Origin of the sequence: Flavobacterium sp. K5-23 (assembly GCF_023278045.1) — a bacterium.
In the GTDB taxonomy this organism is placed as follows: domain Bacteria; phylum Bacteroidota; class Bacteroidia; order Flavobacteriales; family Flavobacteriaceae; genus Flavobacterium.
The window spans coordinates 1,119,307-1,139,581 of record NZ_CP056783.1 but is presented as its reverse complement, the minus strand read 5'-3'; the positions used below and the strand labels follow the sequence as shown (position 1 = coordinate 1,139,581).

General features: G+C 35.1%; 18 protein-coding genes. 4 read left to right on the top strand and 14 right to left on the bottom strand.

What is annotated here, in order from left to right:
* Positions 1-449: 449 nt before the first annotated feature.
* Positions 450-740: a GIY-YIG nuclease family protein gene (locus FLAK523_RS05060; RefSeq protein ID WP_248907221.1), complete on the bottom strand. Its 291-nt coding sequence runs from the start codon at positions 738-740 to the stop codon at positions 450-452.
* Between the two features lie 460 nt (positions 741-1,200).
* Positions 1,201-1,701 carry a nuclear transport factor 2 family protein gene (locus FLAK523_RS05055; protein ID WP_248907219.1) on the bottom strand — a complete coding sequence of 167 codons (501 nt, stop codon included), beginning with the start codon at positions 1,699-1,701 and terminating at the stop codon, positions 1,201-1,203.
* Between the two features lie 187 nt (positions 1,702-1,888).
* Here FLAK523_RS05055 and FLAK523_RS05050 point away from each other — a divergent pair, with 187 nt between their 5' ends.
* Both FLAK523_RS05050 and FLAK523_RS05045 read left to right on the top strand, forming a co-directional pair.
* Positions 1,889-3,499 carry a murein L,D-transpeptidase gene (locus FLAK523_RS05050; protein ID WP_248907217.1) on the top strand — a complete coding sequence of 537 codons (1,611 nt, stop codon included), beginning with the start codon at positions 1,889-1,891 and terminating at the stop codon, positions 3,497-3,499.
* Positions 3,500-3,526: 27 nt separating this feature from the next.
* Positions 3,527-5,113, top strand: coding sequence for a murein L,D-transpeptidase (locus FLAK523_RS05045; protein WP_248907215.1), 1,587 nt, complete (start codon positions 3,527-3,529; stop codon positions 5,111-5,113).
* Between the two features lie 146 nt (positions 5,114-5,259).
* Here the strand turns inward: FLAK523_RS05045 and FLAK523_RS05040 are convergent, their stop codons facing one another.
* Positions 5,260-5,637: a GIY-YIG nuclease family protein gene (locus FLAK523_RS05040; RefSeq protein WP_248907213.1), complete on the bottom strand. Its 378-nt coding sequence runs from the start codon at positions 5,635-5,637 to the stop codon at positions 5,260-5,262.
* 362 nt (positions 5,638-5,999) lie between these two features.
* Positions 6,000-6,311, bottom strand: coding sequence for an HPF/RaiA family ribosome-associated protein (locus FLAK523_RS05035; RefSeq protein WP_248907211.1), 312 nt, complete (start codon positions 6,309-6,311; stop codon positions 6,000-6,002).
* A 74-nt stretch (positions 6,312-6,385) separates the two neighbouring features.
* Here FLAK523_RS05035 and FLAK523_RS05030 point away from each other — a divergent pair, with 74 nt between their 5' ends.
* Complete coding sequence (locus FLAK523_RS05030) at positions 6,386-6,547, top strand: hypothetical protein (protein ID WP_248907209.1); 162 nt, start codon at positions 6,386-6,388, stop codon at positions 6,545-6,547.
* Between the two features lie 134 nt (positions 6,548-6,681).
* Here FLAK523_RS05030 and FLAK523_RS05025 read toward each other — a convergent pair whose 3' ends face one another.
* Genes FLAK523_RS05025 through FLAK523_RS05010 form a run of 4 tightly spaced genes read right to left on the bottom strand, consistent with a single transcriptional unit; the run spans position 6,682 to position 8,366 of the window.
* Positions 6,682-7,110 carry a very short patch repair endonuclease gene (locus FLAK523_RS05025; RefSeq protein ID WP_248907207.1) on the bottom strand — a complete coding sequence of 143 codons (429 nt, stop codon included), beginning with the start codon at positions 7,108-7,110 and terminating at the stop codon, positions 6,682-6,684.
* A gap of 11 nt (positions 7,111-7,121) precedes the next feature.
* Positions 7,122-7,370, bottom strand: a complete 249-nt coding sequence (locus tag FLAK523_RS05020; RefSeq protein WP_248907205.1) for a hypothetical protein — start codon at positions 7,368-7,370, stop codon at positions 7,122-7,124.
* Positions 7,371-7,383: 13 nt separating this feature from the next.
* Positions 7,384-7,596, bottom strand: a complete 213-nt coding sequence (locus FLAK523_RS05015; RefSeq protein WP_248907203.1) for a hypothetical protein — start codon at positions 7,594-7,596, stop codon at positions 7,384-7,386.
* Positions 7,593-8,366, bottom strand: a complete 774-nt coding sequence (locus tag FLAK523_RS05010) for an HNH endonuclease (RefSeq protein ID WP_248907201.1) — start codon at positions 8,364-8,366, stop codon at positions 7,593-7,595. The genes FLAK523_RS05015 and FLAK523_RS05010 overlap by 4 nt, the downstream gene beginning before the upstream one ends.
* A 590-nt stretch (positions 8,367-8,956) precedes the next feature.
* Between FLAK523_RS05010 and FLAK523_RS05005 the strand changes: the two genes are divergently transcribed.
* Positions 8,957-10,084, top strand: coding sequence for a Fic family protein (locus tag FLAK523_RS05005; protein WP_248907199.1), 1,128 nt, complete (start codon positions 8,957-8,959; stop codon positions 10,082-10,084).
* A gap of 161 nt (positions 10,085-10,245) precedes the next feature.
* On the opposite strand, the gene FLAK523_RS05000 is transcribed toward FLAK523_RS05005, so the two are convergent.
* The 6 genes from FLAK523_RS05000 to FLAK523_RS04975 form a co-directional block, all read right to left on the bottom strand.
* Entirely contained in the window at positions 10,246-12,363 is a 2,118-nt protein-coding gene (locus FLAK523_RS05000) for a prolyl oligopeptidase family protein (protein WP_248907197.1), read from the bottom strand.
* A 737-nt stretch (positions 12,364-13,100) separates the two neighbouring features.
* A complete protein-coding gene (locus FLAK523_RS04995) occupies positions 13,101-15,308 on the bottom strand; it encodes a TonB-dependent receptor (RefSeq protein WP_248907195.1) in 2,208 nt (735 codons plus the stop codon).
* A gap of 175 nt (positions 15,309-15,483) precedes the next feature.
* The gene (locus tag FLAK523_RS04990; RefSeq protein ID WP_248907193.1) at positions 15,484-15,834 is read right to left on the bottom strand and encodes a hypothetical protein; all 351 of its coding nucleotides are present in this window, start codon (positions 15,832-15,834) and stop codon (positions 15,484-15,486) included.
* Between the two features lie 88 nt (positions 15,835-15,922).
* On the bottom strand, positions 15,923-16,912 hold the full coding sequence (locus FLAK523_RS04985) for an aspartate-semialdehyde dehydrogenase (protein WP_248907191.1): 990 nt from the start codon (positions 16,910-16,912) through the stop codon (positions 15,923-15,925).
* A gap of 161 nt (positions 16,913-17,073) precedes the next feature.
* The gene (gene mscL / locus FLAK523_RS04980) at positions 17,074-17,490 is read right to left on the bottom strand and encodes a large conductance mechanosensitive channel protein MscL (protein ID WP_248907189.1); all 417 of its coding nucleotides are present in this window, start codon (positions 17,488-17,490) and stop codon (positions 17,074-17,076) included.
* Between the two features lie 88 nt (positions 17,491-17,578).
* On the bottom strand, positions 17,579-20,023 hold the full coding sequence (locus tag FLAK523_RS04975; RefSeq protein WP_248907187.1) for a bifunctional UDP-N-acetylmuramoyl-tripeptide:D-alanyl-D-alanine ligase/alanine racemase: 2,445 nt from the start codon (positions 20,021-20,023) through the stop codon (positions 17,579-17,581).
* Positions 20,024-20,275 lie beyond the last annotated feature (252 nt).

Genomic DNA, 20,275 nt, shown 5'->3' with positions numbered 1-20,275 from the left:
AACAATAAGTTCCTGTATTCGTCAGTTCGAGTGGTTTTTAAAACTAAACAAAAATTGCTTTTTGAGAACAAACGTTCCGTGCTAAAAATTGTATCGAAAACCGTTATATAAACAAAACTTCTCGATACATTTTTGGTTAAGACGAAAGTGGCAATCAACTTAATTTTGAAAGCCAAAAACACTCGAAGTGACGTTGAGAAGTACGATAGATTTCCCACTCGTCAGTTCGAGTGGTTTTTAAAACTGAACAAAAATTGCTTTTTGAGAAAAAACATACTGTTTTAAAAATTGTATCGAGAACAGTTCTATAAACAAAACTTCTCAATACATTTTTGGCTAAGAAAAAAATGCAATCAACTTAATTATGAAAGCCAAAAACACTCGAAGTGACGTTGATAAATACAATGAAATATAGAGTCAGTCTATAAAAGTAAATTCATAACAACATCTTACAAGAATTTTTTCTTAGCAAGATTGGGAAGTAAATGATAATCGTCATTAATCAAAGCTTCTTTCTTAACTCTTGACCATTTCTTGATTTGTTTTTCGGTTTCAATTGCCATACTAATATTAGTGAATTCACAATAAAAAACTAATTCCAAAGGTCTCTTGTTGAAAGTATAGCAATCAGGATAAAATCCAGCTTTGTGTTGAAAAATCCGTTGTGACAAATTACTTGTTACACCTGTATAATAAGTTTTATCAGAGCACTTTAATATATAAACAAAAGACTGTTTCATAATTAACTAGTATAATAATTCGTCCCTTTCCATTTGAAAGGTTTGGCTGTAGAAAACAAAACTTCTCGATACATTTTTGGCTAACACGAGAGTAGCAATCAACATGATTTGAAAGCCAAAAACACTCGAAGTGACGATGACAATTACGATAGATTTCCCACTGGTCAGTTCGAGTGATTTTTAAAACTAAACAAAAATTACTTTTTGAGAATAAACGTTACTTGCTAAAAATTGTATCGAGAACCGTTATATAAACAAAACTTCTCGATACATTTTTGGTTAAGACGAAAGCTGTAAATAACTTAAGTTAAAGCCAAAAACACTCGAAGTGACGTTGAGAAAAACAATAAGTTCCTGTATTCGTCAGTTCGAGTGATTTTTAAACTGAACAAAAATTGCTTTTTAGAATAAACGTTCCGTGCTAAAAATAGTATCGAGAACCGTTATATAAACAAAACTATTACTTCCCTTTAAGATCTTTAATCTGTTGGTCTTCGATAGGCGTTTTAACCTTTATCACTTCCTTAGAATTATCGTTAGGAATGGTCATTGACAACACATAATGTTTGATTTTCCATTCCTTACCTACTTTTACCAATACTCCAGATCCGCGACATATTTTCATTTGGGTATTTAACAACTCGTCAAACCAAGCTGTTTTTCCGCTTTTGTCAATATATACATGACGTTCTAAAGCCGTAAAACTCCAAGCTTTCCCTTTATCAAAATGCGGTTTTGCGTAAATTTCAAATTCTTTCTTGTACCAATTCTCAGTGGCATCAGTACCAATAAAAACGGCATCGGAAGTCATTAAATCAAAATAGGTGTCAAATTTTGCATCAGCCGCAGCTTTGTGCCAAGCATCAAGGGTTGTATTTATTTTTTGCTCTACTAAACTTGTTTTTGTTTGCGCTTGTCCTATTGCTGAAAAGAATAAGATAGAGAATATGATTTTCTTCATGGTTTTTTTTTGAAAGTTAAGAAATATAGTGGTAGTAAATGAAGAGTATTTATTTAATAATTTCAACCTAAATACAATCCAATAAAAAAACAACAACTGCATTTTGCAAGTACTTTAACCGTTAATTCCATCTTAATTCCCTTTAAAAACAAGCATAAATTTCATAACTTTAGTAAAAGTACACACTATGAAAAACTTGGCGTTATCAATTATAGCCTTATTAATAACCTTTTCAAGTGCCGCAATTAACCGTAATGGAACAGAAAATACTACGGTATTGGAATCTCCTTGTGTCAAAACGTATCTTAACACTACAATCAATAATTCCATTGTCACGATAGATCTCGCTACAATCGACCGCTTTTTCAAGAAATACACCAGTTTAAAAAAATACCGCTCGGATGTTGTTGTTTTATACAAAAATCGGGACTATAAATCAATTTGGTATGATGACAAAGAACTCATTGAGTTTGCTAGTTTGTTGTATTCGAAAGTAAACCAACTCGAAAACGAAGGACTTAAATTCAACATCGCTTATAAGGATAAAATTGCCGCGATTTTCAATAATGGAACCGCGATTGAAATAACCAAAACCGAAAAGGAATTGTTGTTATCCAGCTTGTATATTTTTTATGCAAAAAAAGTGTTTCAAGGATTAGACGTTAACAAAGTTCAGGAAATAGGTTGGTTTTTACCCCAAAAAACCACCTCTTATAAAATCCTGTTAGATTCATTACTGGCTGCTCCCCAACTTTTACATAAAAATGAAAGTCAGCTCCATCCGCAATATTACAAATTACGAGATGCTTTAATAAAATACCGTCAAATAGAAAAAAGAAACGATTGGAATCCTATTGAAACGGATTTAAGTATAATAGAATACAACCCGGGAGACAGCTCGAAAACCATAGGTCAAATCAGGCATCGCCTTGTTGTTTTAGAAGATTTAGAAAAGGATTCCAAAAGCAATATATACGATGCCGAACTAATGGAAGCCGTTTTAAAATTCAAAAAAAGGAACGGCTACAAACCAAATTACATGATTGGCTCCCAACACATCAATCGAATGAACATTCCCATTGAGCAATACATCAAAACCATTATAATAAATATGGAACGCTGTCGATGGATTTCCCCTGGATTAGCAAAAGAGAAGGAATTAATAATGGTAAACATTCCGGCGTTAAAGTTGATTTACAGGAAAAACGGCAATAATGTATTGGAGTCCAAAGTTTTTGTAGGTATAAATATGTTAGAAACCGTCATTTTCAGTTCGTCTATCAGTCGTGTTGTTTTTAGCCCTTATTGGAATGTTCCCAGAAGCATTGTGGAGAATGAAATTAAACCAGCCATCGCCAAAGACAGCAGTTATTTAACTAAAAATAACATGGAATGGTACAAAAATGGTCTCAGACAAAAACCTGGGCCAAGAAATTCTATGGGATTGGTGAAATTTTTATTCCCAAATACGTATGACATTTATTTACACGACACTCCCTACAAAGAAAGTTTTGACGCTGATTTCCCCGAGTTCAGTCATGGTTGCATTAATATGCAAAAAGCAAAGGAATTGGCTTATTTGATTTTGGAGGACTATCCGGATTGGCCAGTTGACAAAATAGATCAAGCTATGGATGGAAGTAAGGAAACCACTTGCGTTCTAAAGAATAAAATTCCCATTCATATTGGTTATTTCACCGCTTGGGTTCCTGATTCCGGGGAAATCAATTTTTATTTTGACATCTATCATAAAGACTATCGTCTGGCTGAACTTCTTTTTAATGAGGAGACCCATTAGAATACGATCCATTAATCCTTTTACAATATGAAAAACACGTTTATTCCATTTGTTTTCTCTTTCTACTGCCTTTTGTTGTTGGGTTTAACCCAAAACATTAAAGCCAGTAACGAAGCTTATACGATTACTTATCAAAGAATTCCTGCTTTTCCACCAGCTACTTTTGACAGTGAGTTGATTGCCCCTTTTTTTAAAAAATACCCCAAGTTCAACTCTTTCAAGCCAGAGGTGATAAAACTCTATAAAAAAAATGAATATCAATACTTATGGTACGACAGCAGAGGCATTAATGAGTTTGCCAGTTTATTGCATGATAAAGTCAACAACTTGGATCAGGAAGGCTTACATATTCGTGTTCCTTACCAAGAGGAAATACGAGATATTTTTCAGGATTTGGAGAAAAGGGAAAAATCTAATGTGGAAGTAGAACTGTTGATGTCCTCCCTTTACTTTTTTTACGCCAACAAAGTGTTCAAAGGCCTCGATGTTTACAAAACAAAAGAACTTGGTTGGTATTTACCTCGAAAAAAACAATCCTACGGCAATAGATTGGATTCTTTATTGCAAGACCCCAGCTTAATTAATGAGCCAGACAAAGAGCTACTGGGGCAATATTACCAATTAAAAGAAGCTTTAAAAGACTACCGAAACATGGAGAAACATGGAGGATGGAGTGCTATAGAATTCCCTAAAAAAACAAAATCCCTAAAACCCGGTGATACAGCTACCGCGATTTTGAAAATTAGAAACCGATTGTTTATATCCGGCGACCTAAAAACCGATTCTAAAAACAATTTATATGACAAGGAACTTCTCGCGGGAGTATTAAAATACAAAGAGCGAAATGGATATGCTGCGGATTCATTGCTATTACTCAAACACATCAAAAATATGAATGTCCCAGTGGAGGAACGCATTAAAACCATCATGTTGAATATGGAACGCTGCCGATGGATTTCTCCCAGTATAACAAAAAACAAACAATACATCGTGGTGAATATTCCCTCCTTCACCCTTACTTATTTCAAGGATGGCAAACCTGCTTTGATATCAAGGGTAGTTGTGGGAAAATCAATGAATAAAACCGCTGTTTTTAGCGGACAAATGAGTCAAGTGGTTTTTAGTCCTTACTGGAACGTGCCTTCAAGTATCTTGAGAAAAGAGATATTACCTGCCATTGCCAAGAACCCATACTATCTAGCGAAGAATGATATGGAGTGGGTTGGTAACCGCGTACGGCAAAGACCCGGAGAACAAAACGCCTTGGGAAAAGTGAAGTTTGTATTCCCCAATTCTCATATAATTTATATGCATGACACCCCTTCCAAAAAACTATTTGAGCTAGAACAAAGGGCTTTTAGTCACGGCTGCATACGAGTGGCACGACCTAGGGATTTGGCTATTAAGGTATTGGAAGATGACCCAAACTGGCCCATAGAAAAGATTGATGCCGCTATGAATCGAGGTGTAGAGAAAGCGTACAACCTCAAGACAAAAATTCCCGTTTACATTGGTTATTTTACCTCTTGGGTGGATCGCGAAGGGCAGGTGAATTTTTATGACGATATCTACGGCCATGATGTCAAACTCGCTGAATTGCTGTTTACGGATTGAGGGTGTAGGTTTTTTGGATAAATACAAATTCACTCGCTACATTGTCATTCCGACGAAGGAGGAATCACATAATCAAAGTTCACGTTTTGTCTTATTGGCAGAGCGTAAAAACTTGGTAGTTAAATATGCTAAACACGCACATTTTGTCATTGCTTCGCCAATTCGGGCATAGCCCTCGTGTCCGACGAAGGAGGAATCACATAGTCAATTACAAAATGATGATTTAAAAATTCAAAATTCTCATTAAACGATCGTATTAAGTCTAATTTCTTATCTCTTCTCCAACCTTTTATTTCTTTTTCTCTAGCAATAGCAAGTTGAACCCAAGTAAATTTTTCATAATAAACCAAAAGTTCTATATTATACTTTGATGCAAAAGTTTTATTCCCATTTAAAATATTCTCTTGATGCTGTTGTAGTCTTACCCCAAGATTATTTGTCACTCCAGTATAAAACGTTGTCCGATATTTATTGGTAATAATATAAACATAATAAGTATGATAACCCTCAGTATATTCAATCATAAAGTTTGCATTTTAATGGGATTCTTGTTTTCTCAAACATTAATACGAAGTTTTCTGCTAATGCTAATATATTGATTTTTATCTGACTGTCGAGTTTCTTTATGTGATCTCTCCTTCGTCGAGATGACAAAACAGGTCGGTAAAACTTGCTTAACACGCACGTTTTGCCATTGCTTCGCTAGCACGGCCAGAGGCCTCGCGCCCAACGAAGGAGGAACTTCATTATACTTTAGGGAAGAACGACTCTGTTATTTATGGAAGTTTTAAGGATATAGATTATTGAAAAAATTAACTTCTTATTTTTCATTGAGAGGCCACGCACAAAATTTCTGCGCTAGCCTCGCATAGCTATATTCGAGCCATCAGGGCTTCTGTTTTTCGAAAGTCGTAGCCAACACTTTTTTTATCTTGTCCAATGCGCCATGAAATGCTTTTTCTGTCGTATCGGCATAATTGGTAACCGCTACAGGCTGCATGTTTTCCGGTCGTGCTTCAATGAGACATCGTTTGTCCTCGACTCCGCTTTTATCGGCGTTGTCATCTCGAAGATGTACTTCTATACGGGTTATTTTGTCTTCAAAACGCGCTAAGGTAGTTCTCAATTCCTCTGTAAAATACACATTCATACTATCGTGTCCTTCTACATTTTTGTCTGTATTAATTTGTACTGTCATGTTTTATTGATTTAATGTTCTCTCTCAAATTTACCGATTACAGCACAAATAAACGAGCCCATTAATAAAACATTATGAAAATAAGAAGGAGAAAAAATGGAACTCGAAAAGCAGCGTGCTTTCTAGTTTATATTGGCTATTTCACCTCTTGGGTAGATTGTGAAGGACAGGTGAATTTTTATGACGATATCTATGGTCACGATGTCAAACTCGCTGAATTGCTGCTTACGGATTGAAAGTATAGTTTTTGTAGAGTATCTTGAATGATTTTTCTAAAATCGAGAGGACAAACTTAGTAGATAAACGTAAATATCCTCACTACTCCGTCGTTAAGAGGAACGACCTGTTCGCCGGGGCGAAAGCAATCCCATTATCCTTTTTGATTTTGTCTCGAAATAATTGCATCCTGGATTTTAGCCACGCAATCCTCCAGATTATTCTCTATGTCTTCACTCCAGAAACGGAGTACTTTCCAGTTTTGGGATTCCAGAAACGCATTGACTTCGATATCCCGCTGTATGTTTCTTTCTATTTTCTTTTGCCAAAACTCCGTGTTGGTTTTCACGCGGTCTTTATGGGTTTCCCAATCCTTGCCGTGGAAGAATTCGCTGTCAACGAAAATGGCAATTTTTAGTTTATTGAAAGTTAAATCCGGCTTGCCAAAAACTGATTTATTGTTTTTACGGTAACGATAGCCAAGGTGCCATAAGGCTTTCGCCAAACGCACTTCGTCCTTGGTGTTTGTGCTGCGAATGGCTCGCATGATTTTGGAACGTTTTTGTGGCGTGACTCGATCCATAGGATAACGATTTAATAACTTAAATCTAAATTCTCCAAAAATTTATCTAGTTTCTCTTCATCTTCAAAACTAATTGTAGGCTCAAATTTATCTTCAAAAAAATCCAAAACTTCATTAATACTATTAAAAAAACGAAAATACCATCCCTCGTAATTATAAACGTAAACTACTCTTTTATTATTAAGATTTTTTAATAAAAGTGTTTCAATACTTCTTGAAGGCTTAATGTAATCTATTTCAATTTGACAAATTGTATTCATAGTTTTGGAATAATTACAAATTGATGTATTTTGATTTAAAAAAATGCAAATTTTCTATTGCAACAACAGCTTTGTATTGTTCCATAAATTTCACATCACACAAAAAACTTTCAAACTGAGAATCTATTACATAAATTTCAATAGCTTCGATTTCGTCAATACTTTTTTGATTCCCCATATGTTCTCCCTTTTTATAAATAGCAAACAATTTTTTCTCGTTTCTCATTTTTCAAAAATTGTGTCAAGATGGTATTGCAAAAACTCTTTTTTTGGAAGGTATTTTAAAGGCTCATTTATTTTTAGATTTTCAATAGAAGCAAAATGACTTTGATAAAAGGAAGTTTCTTTTTTCTTTTTTAAACCGTTAGATATAATCACTTGATAGTTTTGATTAATCCCAATTAATCCTTTGTCGAAAGCCTTATCATATAGAGCTGAAAGACAAATACCATTCTCAGGATTTAACCTCTCGTTTTCATTTTTTGACCAAGGAACAATATGACTTGCTAATAACAATTCAGGAATATCGATTCCTGTTATGGCACATTTAGAGGTGTAATTCGTCAGCACCATTTGTCTAAAAACGGATTGATTCACTCTCGTTTTTACTGCTCGAATTACAGTTTCTCCTTTTAATCCTTTTAAGTCGAAAAGAATGTCTTGATATTTGTTTTCTATTGAAGTGTTTTCTTTTTCGGCAAGAATTTGTTCGCTTAGAAAAACAAGTTCTTCTTGATTGTGGAAGAATTCATCCCATATAGGTTTTACTTGATTCATTCCTCCTTTTAAACCCCCAACCCCTCTTTTTTGATGATATGGATCAACGCTGGCAAAATTACCTAATCTCATTCCTATGGAACTTGGCGTTCTATCTAATATATTTGCTAATTCAATTACTTTGGGGTTTCCTTTATGGGTTTTCCCAAATTCAATTTTCAGATATAAATTAAACGCAAGAATTAGTTCTTCTCGTGTCCAGAGTTTGTTTTGAGTCATTTATGTAATTTAACCGATTAGAAACAAATATAAATGTTTTATATTGAAGTGAATCAAAACTATCGGGATATTGCTTTTTGATGAAAGTCACTTAATTGATTAATATTATTTAAAAATACTGCTTTTTTTAAATGATAATGTGATCTCTCCTTCGTCGAGATGACAAAGAGAGCGTGGTAAGTAGTAAAAAAAAACGCTACTCTTTCGAATAGCGTTTTAAGACTTTTGATGATGTGATCTCTCCTTCGTCGAGATGACAAAGAGAACGTGATGTGTTTGTAACAAAAAAAACGCTACTCTTTTAAAAAGTGTTTTAAAAACTTTTGATTATGTGATCTCTCCTTCGTCGAGATGACAAAGAGAGCGTGATGAATTATAACAAAAAAAAAAAACGCTACTCTTTCGAATAGCGTTTTATGAAACACTTAAAAAAGCCAAAGTGTTAATTAAGCTTTTTGTTTAATTCCTTATATAGCTAGCTCCTTATTTAAGTTTTTAGTGGTTTACCTTAATTAATAAAAATGTTATTTAAGTTTTTTGCTTCTTTACTTAAATAAGAATATATTTGTTTAAGTTTTTAAAACATCTAAATGGAAAAATTTATTTCGGGCAAATATATTAATCAAGTATATTATAAAAGTTTTCAACCTGATACAATTCATCGAAACTGGATACTAAATGACATGGAAGTTATTCGGTTGCTAAGTATAGCAGATAGACATTTAGGCAGATTAGATATGTATTCAGAATATGTAAACATCGATTTGTTCATCAGGATGCACATTGCCAAAGAAGCTACTCAATCTTCAAAAATTGAAGGTACTCAAACCAATATGGAAGAAGCTTTTCTAAGCAAAGAAGAAATTGCATTTGAAAAAAGGGCCGATTGGGAAGAAGTACAAAACTACATCAACGCAATGAACGAAGCAGTCAAACTGTTGAACGAACTTCCTTTTTCATCTCGCCTTATCAAACAAACCCATAAAATACTTTTGCAGGGTGTAAGAGGCGAGCACAAATTACCCGGTGAATACCGAAGCAGCCAAAACTGGATTGGTGGTGCGAGCATTAATGACGCAACCTTTATCCCCCCAATTCACACTAGCATTAATGAGTTAATTTCTGACCTGGAACTTTTTGCAAACGATGAAATAACGCCTTTACCTGATTTAATAAAAATTGCAATCATTCATTATCAATTCGAGACGATTCACCCTTTTTTAGACGGAAACGGTAGAGTAGGCAGATTACTAATTACACTATATTTAGTTAGTAAAGGAATCTTGAAAAAACCCATACTATATCTTTCTGATTTTTTTGAAAAAAACAGGATGCTTTATTATGATAACCTAATGCGAACTCGAACACACAATGATATCAACCAGTGGTTAAAGTTTTTTTTAACGGGAATTATAGAAACCGCTAAAAAAGGGGTAACTACCTTCGATGGTATTTTGCAACTGCAAAAAAGTTTAGATGAAAAACTGAAATCATTAGGCAATCGCAATATAGATGCACGTAAAGTAGTGGGCTATCTCTACACACAGCCTATTATAGAGGTCACAAAAGTAGAAGAGCTACTCCAAAAATCATCAGTTACCGCCTATAAACTTTTGGCAGATTTAGAACGGCTTGATATTATAAAAGAAATATCTGGTGCACAGCGTAACAAGCTATTTGTTTTTAAAGATTACTTAGACTTGTTCAATCACGATTAATATTTCTCAAATTAAGGCATAAAAAAACGCTACTCTTTCGAATAGCGTTTTATAAAAATAAAAATTCTCATTTCCCCAACTGCCTTAGCCCTGATGGTAGCGGCATCCTCTTGTGGCGGGTTTCGCCACGAGAGATACAGCGTACAGCGGGAAGAAGCTCCTTATTTTGCTTTTGGCAGGGCTTTCAATTTCATGTTGAACAGGGTAAAAGCTTGGATATCTACATTTTCCTGGATTGTTGCCGCTACGGATTTTCCTGCTCCGTGACCCGCTTTGACATCGATGCGAATTAATGTTGGGTTAGTTCCCGTTTGTTTTTCCTGCAACTCGGCAGCAAACTTGAAACTGTGTGCCGGCACTACTCTATCATCGTGATCACCAGTGGTAACCATTGTCGCTGGATAGTGCGTGCCCGCTTTTACGTTGTGCACCGGTGAATAGCCTTTGATGTATTCGAACATTTCTTTGCTGTCCTGCGCCGTTCCATAATCGTACGCCCATCCCGCTCCCGCAGTAAAGGTGTGGTAACGCAACATATCCATAACTCCCACGGCCGGTAGAGCGACTTTCATCAACTCCGGGCGTTGTGTCATAGTAGCACCAACAAGCAATCCTCCGTTTGACCCACCGCGAACGGCAAGAAAGTCAGGAGAGGTGTATTTATTTTCAATCAGATATTCCGCCGCGGCGATGAAATCGTCGAACACGTTTTGTTTTTGCATTTTGGTTCCGGCATCGTGCCATTTTTTACCGTATTCTCCACCACCACGTAAGTTAGGCACGGCATAAACGCCTCCGTTTTCCATCCAAACGGCATTGGCAATACTGAAACTTGGCGTTAAGCTCACATTGAAACCACCGTAAGCATACAGCATCGTTGGGTTTTTTCCGTTTAGTTTCAATCCTTTTTTGTAGGTGATGATCATTGGGATTTTGGTACCGTCCTTTGAAGTATAAAACACTTGTTTCGACTCGAAATCCTCGCTTTTGAAATCTACTTTTGGTTTGGCATAGACCGCTGATTTTCCTTCTTTTGGTTCGAAAGAGTAAATCGTTCCCGGGCTGGTATAATTAGTAAAGGAATAATAAAGTGTTTTTTCTTTTTTCTTTCCGCCAAAACCACCTGCTGTTCCTACGGCTGGCAATTGGATTTCACGTATCATTTTACCTGTGTAATCGTATTGTTTCACAACTGATACGGCATCTTTCATATAATTAGCAAAGAAATATCCTGCTCCTGTTGATGGCGATAAAACATTATCGGTTTCCGGAATGAAATCCACCCAGTTTGACGGTGCTGGATTGCTGACATCTACCGTTACTACACGCTTATTTGGCGCATTTAAATCAGTCTCAATAAACAACTTCGTTCCTTCGTTGTCAATAATACTGTTGTCGCTTTTGAAATTATCCACGATAGTCACAATAGCACTGTTAGGCGAACTCAAATCTTTAATGTACAATTCGTTTCCATAAGTTGAAGTCGAAGCCGAAATCACTAAATACTTATCATCTTCGGTCACATAACCGCCTACGTATCTTCGTTTTTGGTCGGCGCCAAAGATCAACTGATCTTCCTTTTGAGAAGTTCCCAGTTTATGAAAATACAGTTTGTGTTGGTCCGTTTTTGCAGATAGTTCGCTTCCCTTTGGCTTGTCATAACTAGAGTAGTAAAACCCTTCGTTTCCTTTCCAAGACAGTCCGCTGAATTTTACATCAACAATAGTGTCTTCTAGAATTTTGTTAGACAACGCGTCCATAATAATTACTTTTCTCCAGTCGCTTCCGCCTTCTGATATGGCATAGGCCACCTTAGAACCGTCTTTAGAGAAATCCAATCCTCCTAAAGAAGTGGTTCCGTCTTTAGAGAAAGTATTTGGGTCCAGAAAAACAGTGTCTTTTCCGTTGGCCTCTTTTCTATACAATACGGATTGGTTTTGCAGTCCGTTATTTTTATAATAATACGTGAAGTCCCCTTCCTTGAATGGCGCCCCTATTTTTTCATAATTCCACAGTTTCTCCATACGCGTCTTTAATGCATCGCGAAAAGGAATCTGGTTTAAATAACCATAAGTAACCACATTCTCCGCTTTTACCCAAGCAGCAGTTTCAGCCGACATGTCGTCCTCTAACCAACGGTAAGGATCACTGACTTTAGCATCGAAATACTGATCGACTGTTGGTCCTTTTTTGGTTTCTGGATATTGAATTGGCTTTTGGTTCTGTCCAAAAGAAGCCATAGATGGTAATACAGCCATGATTAGAATTAATTTTTTCATTAAAATATTTTATTGGTTAAAACAAAAATAGTGAATTAGTTAGTGTTCCTTGAAAGCGGAACTTTTTTAACATAGGATTAGTCTATAAAAGTGTGTTTTTGTTACGGTGATGATTTTTCAACATATAAGTCATTTAAGTTTTTTGTTGTTTTGTGTAATGCTTGTTTCGTGAAAAAATTCAACCATATAAGGCTTATAAGTTTATTTAAACTTTGCGGCTACGTATTTCAAGATGGAGCACAAAAAACAACAGATACATTATTATTAGCACGCAGATTTTTGCAGATTTTTGCAGATCTAAAAATTAATAAATTTAAAAAAAACATTACGAGATTAAGAAAATTAAGCTCCTAAACTTAATATACCTTAATATCTTAATGGTTTAAAAAAACAGTAAACTTAAATGACCTTATATAACTTATATGGTTTAAAAAAAGCAAGCCTAAAACTGTTTCAAGACGGCCAACAAAAGACAACCTATTATTAGCACGCAGATTTTACAGATTTTTGCAGATCTAAAAATTATTGAATTTAAAAAAACCATTAAGAGATTAAGCTAAAAACGGTGACAAAACTTATATGACCTTATATAACTTATATGGTAAAACAGTTTATGAAACTTAATGACTCTTAATATCTTAATGGTTTAAAAAACAGTAAACTTATATGCCTTATATGGTTAAAACAGTAAGCCTAAAACTGTGACTAAACTTATATGACTTATATGTTTAAATTAATTATAGATTGAAATTAACCCCAAGAACAATGTTTCTTCCCATATTTGGGATTCCATCATTTTTCAGTCTGGAAAGGTGGGCGATATAGCTTTTATCGAATAAATTGTTTCCGTTTAGGTTTATGTCAAAAACCGTTTTACCCAATTTTACCGTTCCTCCTAAACCCAAATTCACTAAAGTATAACCATTAGATTCAGTTTCGAATCCGCTGATGTTGTTTTGATGAAAAGTAGATGCGAAATTCAAAGTTGCAAACCCTTCCTTAAGCCAATCTTTGATTTTGAATTCGGTTCTAATGGTGTTGTTCCAATTGTTAGCCGGAATCAAAGGCAGGTAATCTCCGTTTTGTTTCTTTCCCGTAACGGTTTCAAAGCTGCTTTCATAATGCAACCAATCCAATGGGTGTGGGTGAAAATGCAATCCTATTTCACCACCATACAATTTAGCATTGTTCTGAATGTATTCAAAAACATCATTGTCATCCAATACAGCTCCTGTTGGGGAAGTATAAATATAATTGCTGATGTGGTTGTAAAATCCGTTTACAAAAAACTCAAAATGGCTGTTTTTATATTCAAGATTCAAATCCGACTGAACGTTTTGTTCCGTTTTCAAATCAGAATTTCCTATTTCGTAACGATTAGTTCCTTCATGGACACCGTTAGAAGTCAGTTCAGATAAATTTGGTGCTCTAAAACCTGATGCTAGATTCATTCTCAAAGTCAGATCGTCAGCTAGATTCGTTTTGTACCCCAAAGAAGCATTAAAACTGTCGAATGATTTATCTACCGCTTTGAAGTAGCCTTCATCCCCAACAGTTCCATGTTCATCAGTAGTGACTTTTCGGTTGTCAAAACGCAAACCTGCCTGAAGGACATTCGTTTTCCATTCGTAATTTACAGTTCCAAAAACACCAAAATCAGTAGTTGTGGCATCAGGTATTAAAAATTCTTCCCCGAGGTTCGCATTTGTTTGATACATTCCTTGAATTCCCACAATAGATTCTAACTTTCCTGCTTTTGGCAAATGGTATTTCACATCGTAATTGAAAGTTTTCAGTTTCATTTGTAAACTGGCAACATCACTATCTTCAAATTCAGAACGATCATTGTCAATATATCCAAAATCAACATCTAATTTGGAATTCTTTAGATAGAAAACCGAATTCAAACTCATCAAATGGTTGAAAATTCCCTGTTTTGGGAACCCTGTAGTTTTGGAAGTTGATTGTTCGGCTATACCTTCTTCAGGAATTCCTAAATCCAGTTTGTTGTAATTGTATCTAAAAACAGTGGAGAACTTAGCATCGCTATACCCCAGACCCGTTTTAAAATCGGTTTCATTGTATCGGGTATTGGTCACACGATCCCCTCCCGAAATGCGGTAATCTGAATGCGTATTGTAACTTCCGCGAGCAAGGAATTTCCAATGTTCAGTAGACGTTTTTAGTCCTAGCGTGGAATTGCTTCCTAGCGTATTTGAGAATAGCTTCTGGCTGAAATTAGCTTTAAAGTCATCCACATTGGCAAATTTTTCAGGATTAAAATACAAAACCCCTCCTAAAGCATCTGATCCATACAATAAAGATGCAGGTCCTTTTATAACCTCAACACTTTCTATTCCGGCATCATTTAACCCCAAGCCATGTTCGTCACCAAACTGTTGGTTTTCTATTCGAACACCTTGCGAATACACTAAAACACGGTTCCCGCTCAATCCACGGATAACTGGTTTCCCTATGGAAGTTCCGGTAGAAACCTGAGAAACTCCAGGAATAGTAGCTAATCCTTCGATTAAAGTAGAAGTCCCTTTTTGCTGTAAGGATTTTATGGTTTCGTGCTCCACTTTCATCACGTTTTGGGATTGTATTTTATTGAAAGCGGTAGATACGATTACCTCATCCATTTCGAAAATGGCATCTTCAAGAATCACATCTAATGTATTTTCCTGTTGAAGGTTATTTATGGTTTTGTTTTGGCTCGAATACCCCACAAAAACGAATGTTAACTTGGTTTTCCTACTAGGAAGATTTGAGATTGTGTATTTTCCATCTGCATCAGTTGTAGTTCCTTTATGCAATTCCGGGGCATAAACACTAACTCCTTTTATGGGTTGGTTTGCAATTGTAGTGACTGTTCCTGACACTGTGTTTTGGGCTTGAAGCATTGCCGAAAACATTAATAATAGGGTAATTATACTGTTTTTCATTACGAATGATTGTATTGTTCCAGTATCACTATAGAATAAGTGATACGATTTTTATGTTTTTTTATTTTCTGTAAATCGTACATAGCGAATATTACAAAAGCATTCCTGAAAGCAAGTCTTCTTAGGTTTAAAGAAACTTATTTCCAAAATGGTTTAACTAATAAATATTCACAATTTATACAATACGTGCAGGAGGCCCGCGAAGGGAATATAGGCTTCCTGAAAAAGAATTTATTTTTTTGAAAGTGGTGAAAAAGCAGGGGATAAACTTATAATCCGACTGGAATTTATAAGCAACTATTTCATTCGGAATATAAGACCCTAATGAAAGATGACAAACAACACATTGCTCATATTTATGATGCTGATGTGTAATTTCAGTATTGGTAACATTATACTTGTGACGGCATTCTGTTTGAGTAAGAAGCTTGACAAAGTGGGTATAATCATGCAAAGACTGAAACAGTATCGAAAACAATACTGTAGCAATCAGAGAAAGACTAATTATGATTTGCTTCTTTTTCATCGGTTACAAATGTATAAAAAGAAACCATCTATTCTAACAAAAATAAAATTGTTATCACAGATGGTTTTTACTATTTAATTTGAATGTGTTACACCAATTTTGATGCAACTAAATATTCAGCAATTTGAATTGTATTCGTTGCCGCTCCTTTACGTAAGTTGTCCGCAACAATCCACATATTTAAAGAGTTTGGCTGGCTTTCGTCACGACGAATTCTACCTACAAAAACGTCATCTTTCCCTTGTGCATACATTGGCATTGGATACGTATAAGTGTCGTTATTGTCCTGAACCACTACTCCATCCGTATGATGCAATATGTTTTGAATGTCAGAAACAACGAAGTCATTAGTAAATTCTACGTTTACAGCCTCGCTATGTCCACCTACAATAGGTACACGAACAGCAGTAGCCGTAACCGCAATAGTTCTATCATCAAGAATTTTTTGAGTCTCACGAACCAATTTCATCTCTTCCTTAGTATATCCGTTTTCTTCGAATGAATCACATTGTGGAATTGCGTTTCTATGAATTGGATATTTGTATGCCATTTCTCCCTGAACACCTGCGTATTCATTTTCTAATTGTTGCACTGCTTTTACTCCAGTTCCTGTAATAGACTGGTAAGTAGAAACAATAACACGTTTGATATTGTATTTTTTATGCAAAGGAGCCAATACTAAAACCATCTGAATAGTCGAACAGTTTGGGTTTGCTATAATTTTATCGTCTTTTGTTAAAGAAGAAGCATTGATTTCAGGAACGATCAATTTTTTGGAAGGATCCATTCTCCAAGCCGATGAGTTATCAATAACTGTAGTACCTGCAGCTGCAAATTTTGGAGCCCATTCAATCGAAGTTTCTCCACCGGCAGAGAACAAAGCAATATCTGCCTTCATATCAACTGCGGTTTGCATACCAACCACCTTATATTTCTTTCCTTTATATTCAATTTCTTTTCCTACTGATCTTTCAGAAGCAACAGGAATTAACTCTGTCACAGGAAAATTTCTTTCTGCCAAAACTTTTAACATTACTTCGCCAACCATACCGGTAGCACCTACAACTGCTATTCTCATAGTATATTTTTATTATTGAAAACTTATTTTGAAGTACAAAAGTAAGTAATAATGAATTCAAAACAACGGGATTAACAAAAAATAACAAAATGTTACATTTCAAACAAAACATAAAAAAACCACGCTCAAGGCGTGGTTCATAAACTATAATGTTTAGAGTATTATTTTTTCAATAAATCTCTAATTTGAGTAAGCAATTCTTCTTGAGTAGGACCTGCTGGAGCTGCTGCTGCAACCTCTTCTTTCTTTTTAGCTTTCTCAGCCGCTCTTAAAACGACAAAAATAAACAATGAAATAATCACAAAGTTAATAGTGGCTTGCACTAAATTACCATAAGTAATTACTGCAGCACCTGCCGTTTTTGCAGCTGCTAAATCAGGATAGGTATTTCCGTCTAAGGTTATGAATTTAGTAGTAAAATCAATTCCGCCAGTAATTAAACCCACAATTGGCATAATAACATCATCAACCGCAGAACCGACTATTTTACCAAATGCACCACCAATAACTACCGCGGTTGCTAAACTTAATACGTCACCTTTCATTAAAGATGCTTTGAAATCGCTGAAAAAACCCATATTTTTTTGTGTTAGATTAAACTTATTAAAAAACTAAATTACTGTTTTTTTAACAGTTTTTAACATTTATAGCTTATTTATTGAGATATTATCGATAAAATACACGTTTTACCCGTTGAGAGATACTCGTTAGAATCTCATAAGGAATAGTATTTAATTCTTTTGCGATAAATGAAACAGTAGGATTTTCTCCAAAAATAATAACGGCGTTTCCTTCGGTACAATCAATTTCAGTAACATCCACCATTAACATATCCATACAAATACTTCCTAAAACACTTGCTTTTTGACCTTTTATGGTTACAAACCCAACACCATTTCCCCAAGCTCTAGAAATCCCATCAGCATAACCTATGGGTATTGTGGCAATTTTTGTAGGCTTCTCAGCCATAAACCTTCTTCCATAACCTACACTTTCTCCAGCGGGAATCGTGCGAATTTGCGAAATAACCGACTTTAAGGTCCCTACATTTTCAAGATATTTTTGTTCCAGTGGATCATTCGAAACACCATACAAGCCTATTCCTAGACGAACCATATCAAATTGAGCAAGAGGATAATTGCTAATTCCTGAAGTATTCAAAATATGACGAATAGGACTTATATTCAATTCCTTAATCATTCTAGTGGATAAACTATCGAATAAACTTATTTGAGAAAGACTAAAATCCTGATGTATCAAATCATCGCTACTGGCCATATGAGACAAAACGGATTTCACTTTGACCGTTGTGTTTTCTTTTAATGCTGCAATCAGTTCCTCAATTGTATTCTCCTCAAAACCCAAGCGATGCATACCCGTATCTAGTTTTATATGTATGGGGTAATCGTGTAAATTTTTCTGTTTTGCTATTTTAAGAAAAGCGTGCAATCCTTTGAGACAGTAAATTTCTGGTTCAAGTTGATATTGTATTATAGCTGGAAAACTAGTGTTTTCAGGGTTTAGCACCATGATAGGCAATTTAACTCCTCCGTTTTTCAACGAAATTCCCTCATCGGCGAAGGCCACACCTAGATAATCCACTTTATGATGCTCCAGTAAATTAGCAATTTCGAGTCCGCCACTACCATAACCAAATGCTTTCACCATAACCATCAGCTTAATTCCAGGTTCCAGTTTCGATTTGAAATAATTAAGATTATGACTTATGGCGTTCAGATTAATCTCCAGAACGGTTTCATGTGTTTTCTCTTCTAATAAATACACAATCTCCTCAAATTGAAAAGAACGCGCTCCTTTTATCAAAATCGTTTCATTAGCGAAATTCAAATTTTCAAAATTCGTAACAAACTCAGCTGTATTTTTAAATGTAATGCAATTGGCAAACTTATTTTGGAACTCTGAAATCGTTTCTCCAATTCCTATAACGCGGTTTATTTTATTGGAAACAATAAGTTGGGAAACCTTGGTATATAATTCATCATTAGACAATCCGCTTTGAAAAATATCCGAAAGTATAACCGTCTTGTTGGCGTGTTTTTTTTGACTTTCCAAAAAGTCTAAAGCAATCTTCAATGATTGATAATCGGAACTATAGCTGTCATCAATAATACTACAATTGTTAATTCCGTTTTTCACTTTCAGGCGCATCTCCACTGGATACAGCAATTGAATTCTATTTTGGATCGTTGCTTTGTCGTATTCAAAATACAATAAAACGAGTAAACAGGAAATCGCATTTTCAACAGAAGCTTTATCAACGAAAGGAATTTCTAATTCATTTGAATCCCCCTTATAGCGATACTGAATAGTGGTATTTTCAGCATTAATCTCTTTTTTGGAAATAAAAACATCGGCCTCTTTGTTTTCAAAACTCCAAGTAAACACTTTCAAATTTGGATCTACGCAAGCATCAACAACGGGATTCCTCTGATAAATTAGAACCTTAGAATTTTTGAAGAGCGTTAATTTCTCTTTAATCTTCTCTTCTTTGTTCGAAAAACCCTCATCATGAGTAGAACCTATACTGGTAAGGATTCCAATGGTAGGTTTAATGATTTTCTCCAGTTTTATCATCTCCGCCCTTGTGGAAATTCCAGCTTCAAATATCCCTAAATTATGCTTTTCATTTATCGCTATCACTGATAAAGGCACTCCCACTTGGGAATTATAACTTTTAGGGCTTCGAATCACATTATAATCGGGGCTTAAAAGAAAATTCAACCATTCTTTTACAATCGTTTTTCCGTTACTTCCCGTTAATCCAATAACCGGGAATTCAAAAAGACTGCGATAATAGGCCGCAAAAAGTTGCAATGCGTCTAAGGTATTTTGGACAACCAGAAAATTAGCTTTGGTTTCACATCCTTCGGGAATATGGGTAACCACAAAATTCAGCACTCCTTTATCAATTAATTCTTCTATAAAAATATGGGCGTCGTTATTAGGGCCCACCAAAGCAAAAAACAAGGTGCTCGGACTATTTTGCAATGAACGACTATCTATAGAAATCGTGTCAATTAATGAATCAGGGGTGTCTCCAAACCATTTGGCCTGAATTGTAGAAACTATATTTTTAAGTTGTAAACTCATTTATTATGGAACGTGAATCACGTTAACTTTAGGGTTATTCAAAATTGGGAATACGCTTTTAGAAAAAATTACTTTATTCTAATCTTTATCAAAAATAATACTTCTTTTCAAACTGCAACAATCTAATAACATATTTTCAGTTTCGAAAACGGTCAGAAAAATCAAATAAAGTAAATAAGCACACTATATCAAAGTATAAAACTAGTTCAATTCAGGCTAAGTATTTTACCATTTTGTATATATTTGTTTTTC

Coding starts and splice junctions, on each gene's coding strand:
- FLAK523_RS05060 (WP_248907221.1), bottom strand. CDS start 740: ATGAAACAGTCTTTTGTTTATATATTAAAGTGCTCTGATAAAACTTAT.
- FLAK523_RS05055 (WP_248907219.1), bottom strand. CDS start 1,701: ATGAAGAAAATCATATTCTCTATCTTATTCTTTTCAGCAATAGGACAA.
- FLAK523_RS05050 (WP_248907217.1), top strand. CDS start 1,889: ATGAAAAACTTGGCGTTATCAATTATAGCCTTATTAATAACCTTTTCA.
- FLAK523_RS05045 (WP_248907215.1), top strand. CDS start 3,527: ATGAAAAACACGTTTATTCCATTTGTTTTCTCTTTCTACTGCCTTTTG.
- FLAK523_RS05040 (WP_248907213.1), bottom strand. CDS start 5,637: ATGATTGAATATACTGAGGGTTATCATACTTATTATGTTTATATTATT.
- FLAK523_RS05035 (WP_248907211.1), bottom strand. CDS start 6,311: ATGACAGTACAAATTAATACAGACAAAAATGTAGAAGGACACGATAGT.
- FLAK523_RS05030 (WP_248907209.1), top strand. CDS start 6,386: ATGAAAATAAGAAGGAGAAAAAATGGAACTCGAAAAGCAGCGTGCTTT.
- FLAK523_RS05025 (WP_248907207.1), bottom strand. CDS start 7,110: ATGGATCGAGTCACGCCACAAAAACGTTCCAAAATCATGCGAGCCATT.
- FLAK523_RS05020 (WP_248907205.1), bottom strand. CDS start 7,370: ATGAATACAATTTGTCAAATTGAAATAGATTACATTAAGCCTTCAAGA.
- FLAK523_RS05015 (WP_248907203.1), bottom strand. CDS start 7,596: ATGAGAAACGAGAAAAAATTGTTTGCTATTTATAAAAAGGGAGAACAT.
- FLAK523_RS05010 (WP_248907201.1), bottom strand. CDS start 8,366: ATGACTCAAAACAAACTCTGGACACGAGAAGAACTAATTCTTGCGTTT.
- FLAK523_RS05005 (WP_248907199.1), top strand. CDS start 8,957: ATGGAAAAATTTATTTCGGGCAAATATATTAATCAAGTATATTATAAA.
- FLAK523_RS05000 (WP_248907197.1), bottom strand. CDS start 12,363: ATGAAAAAATTAATTCTAATCATGGCTGTATTACCATCTATGGCTTCT.
- FLAK523_RS04995 (WP_248907195.1), bottom strand. CDS start 15,308: ATGAAAAACAGTATAATTACCCTATTATTAATGTTTTCGGCAATGCTT.
- FLAK523_RS04990 (WP_248907193.1), bottom strand. CDS start 15,834: ATGAAAAAGAAGCAAATCATAATTAGTCTTTCTCTGATTGCTACAGTA.
- FLAK523_RS04985 (WP_248907191.1), bottom strand. CDS start 16,912: ATGAGAATAGCAGTTGTAGGTGCTACCGGTATGGTTGGCGAAGTAATG.
- mscL (WP_248907189.1), bottom strand. CDS start 17,490: ATGGGTTTTTTCAGCGATTTCAAAGCATCTTTAATGAAAGGTGACGTA.
- FLAK523_RS04975 (WP_248907187.1), bottom strand. CDS start 20,023: ATGAGTTTACAACTTAAAAATATAGTTTCTACAATTCAGGCCAAATGG.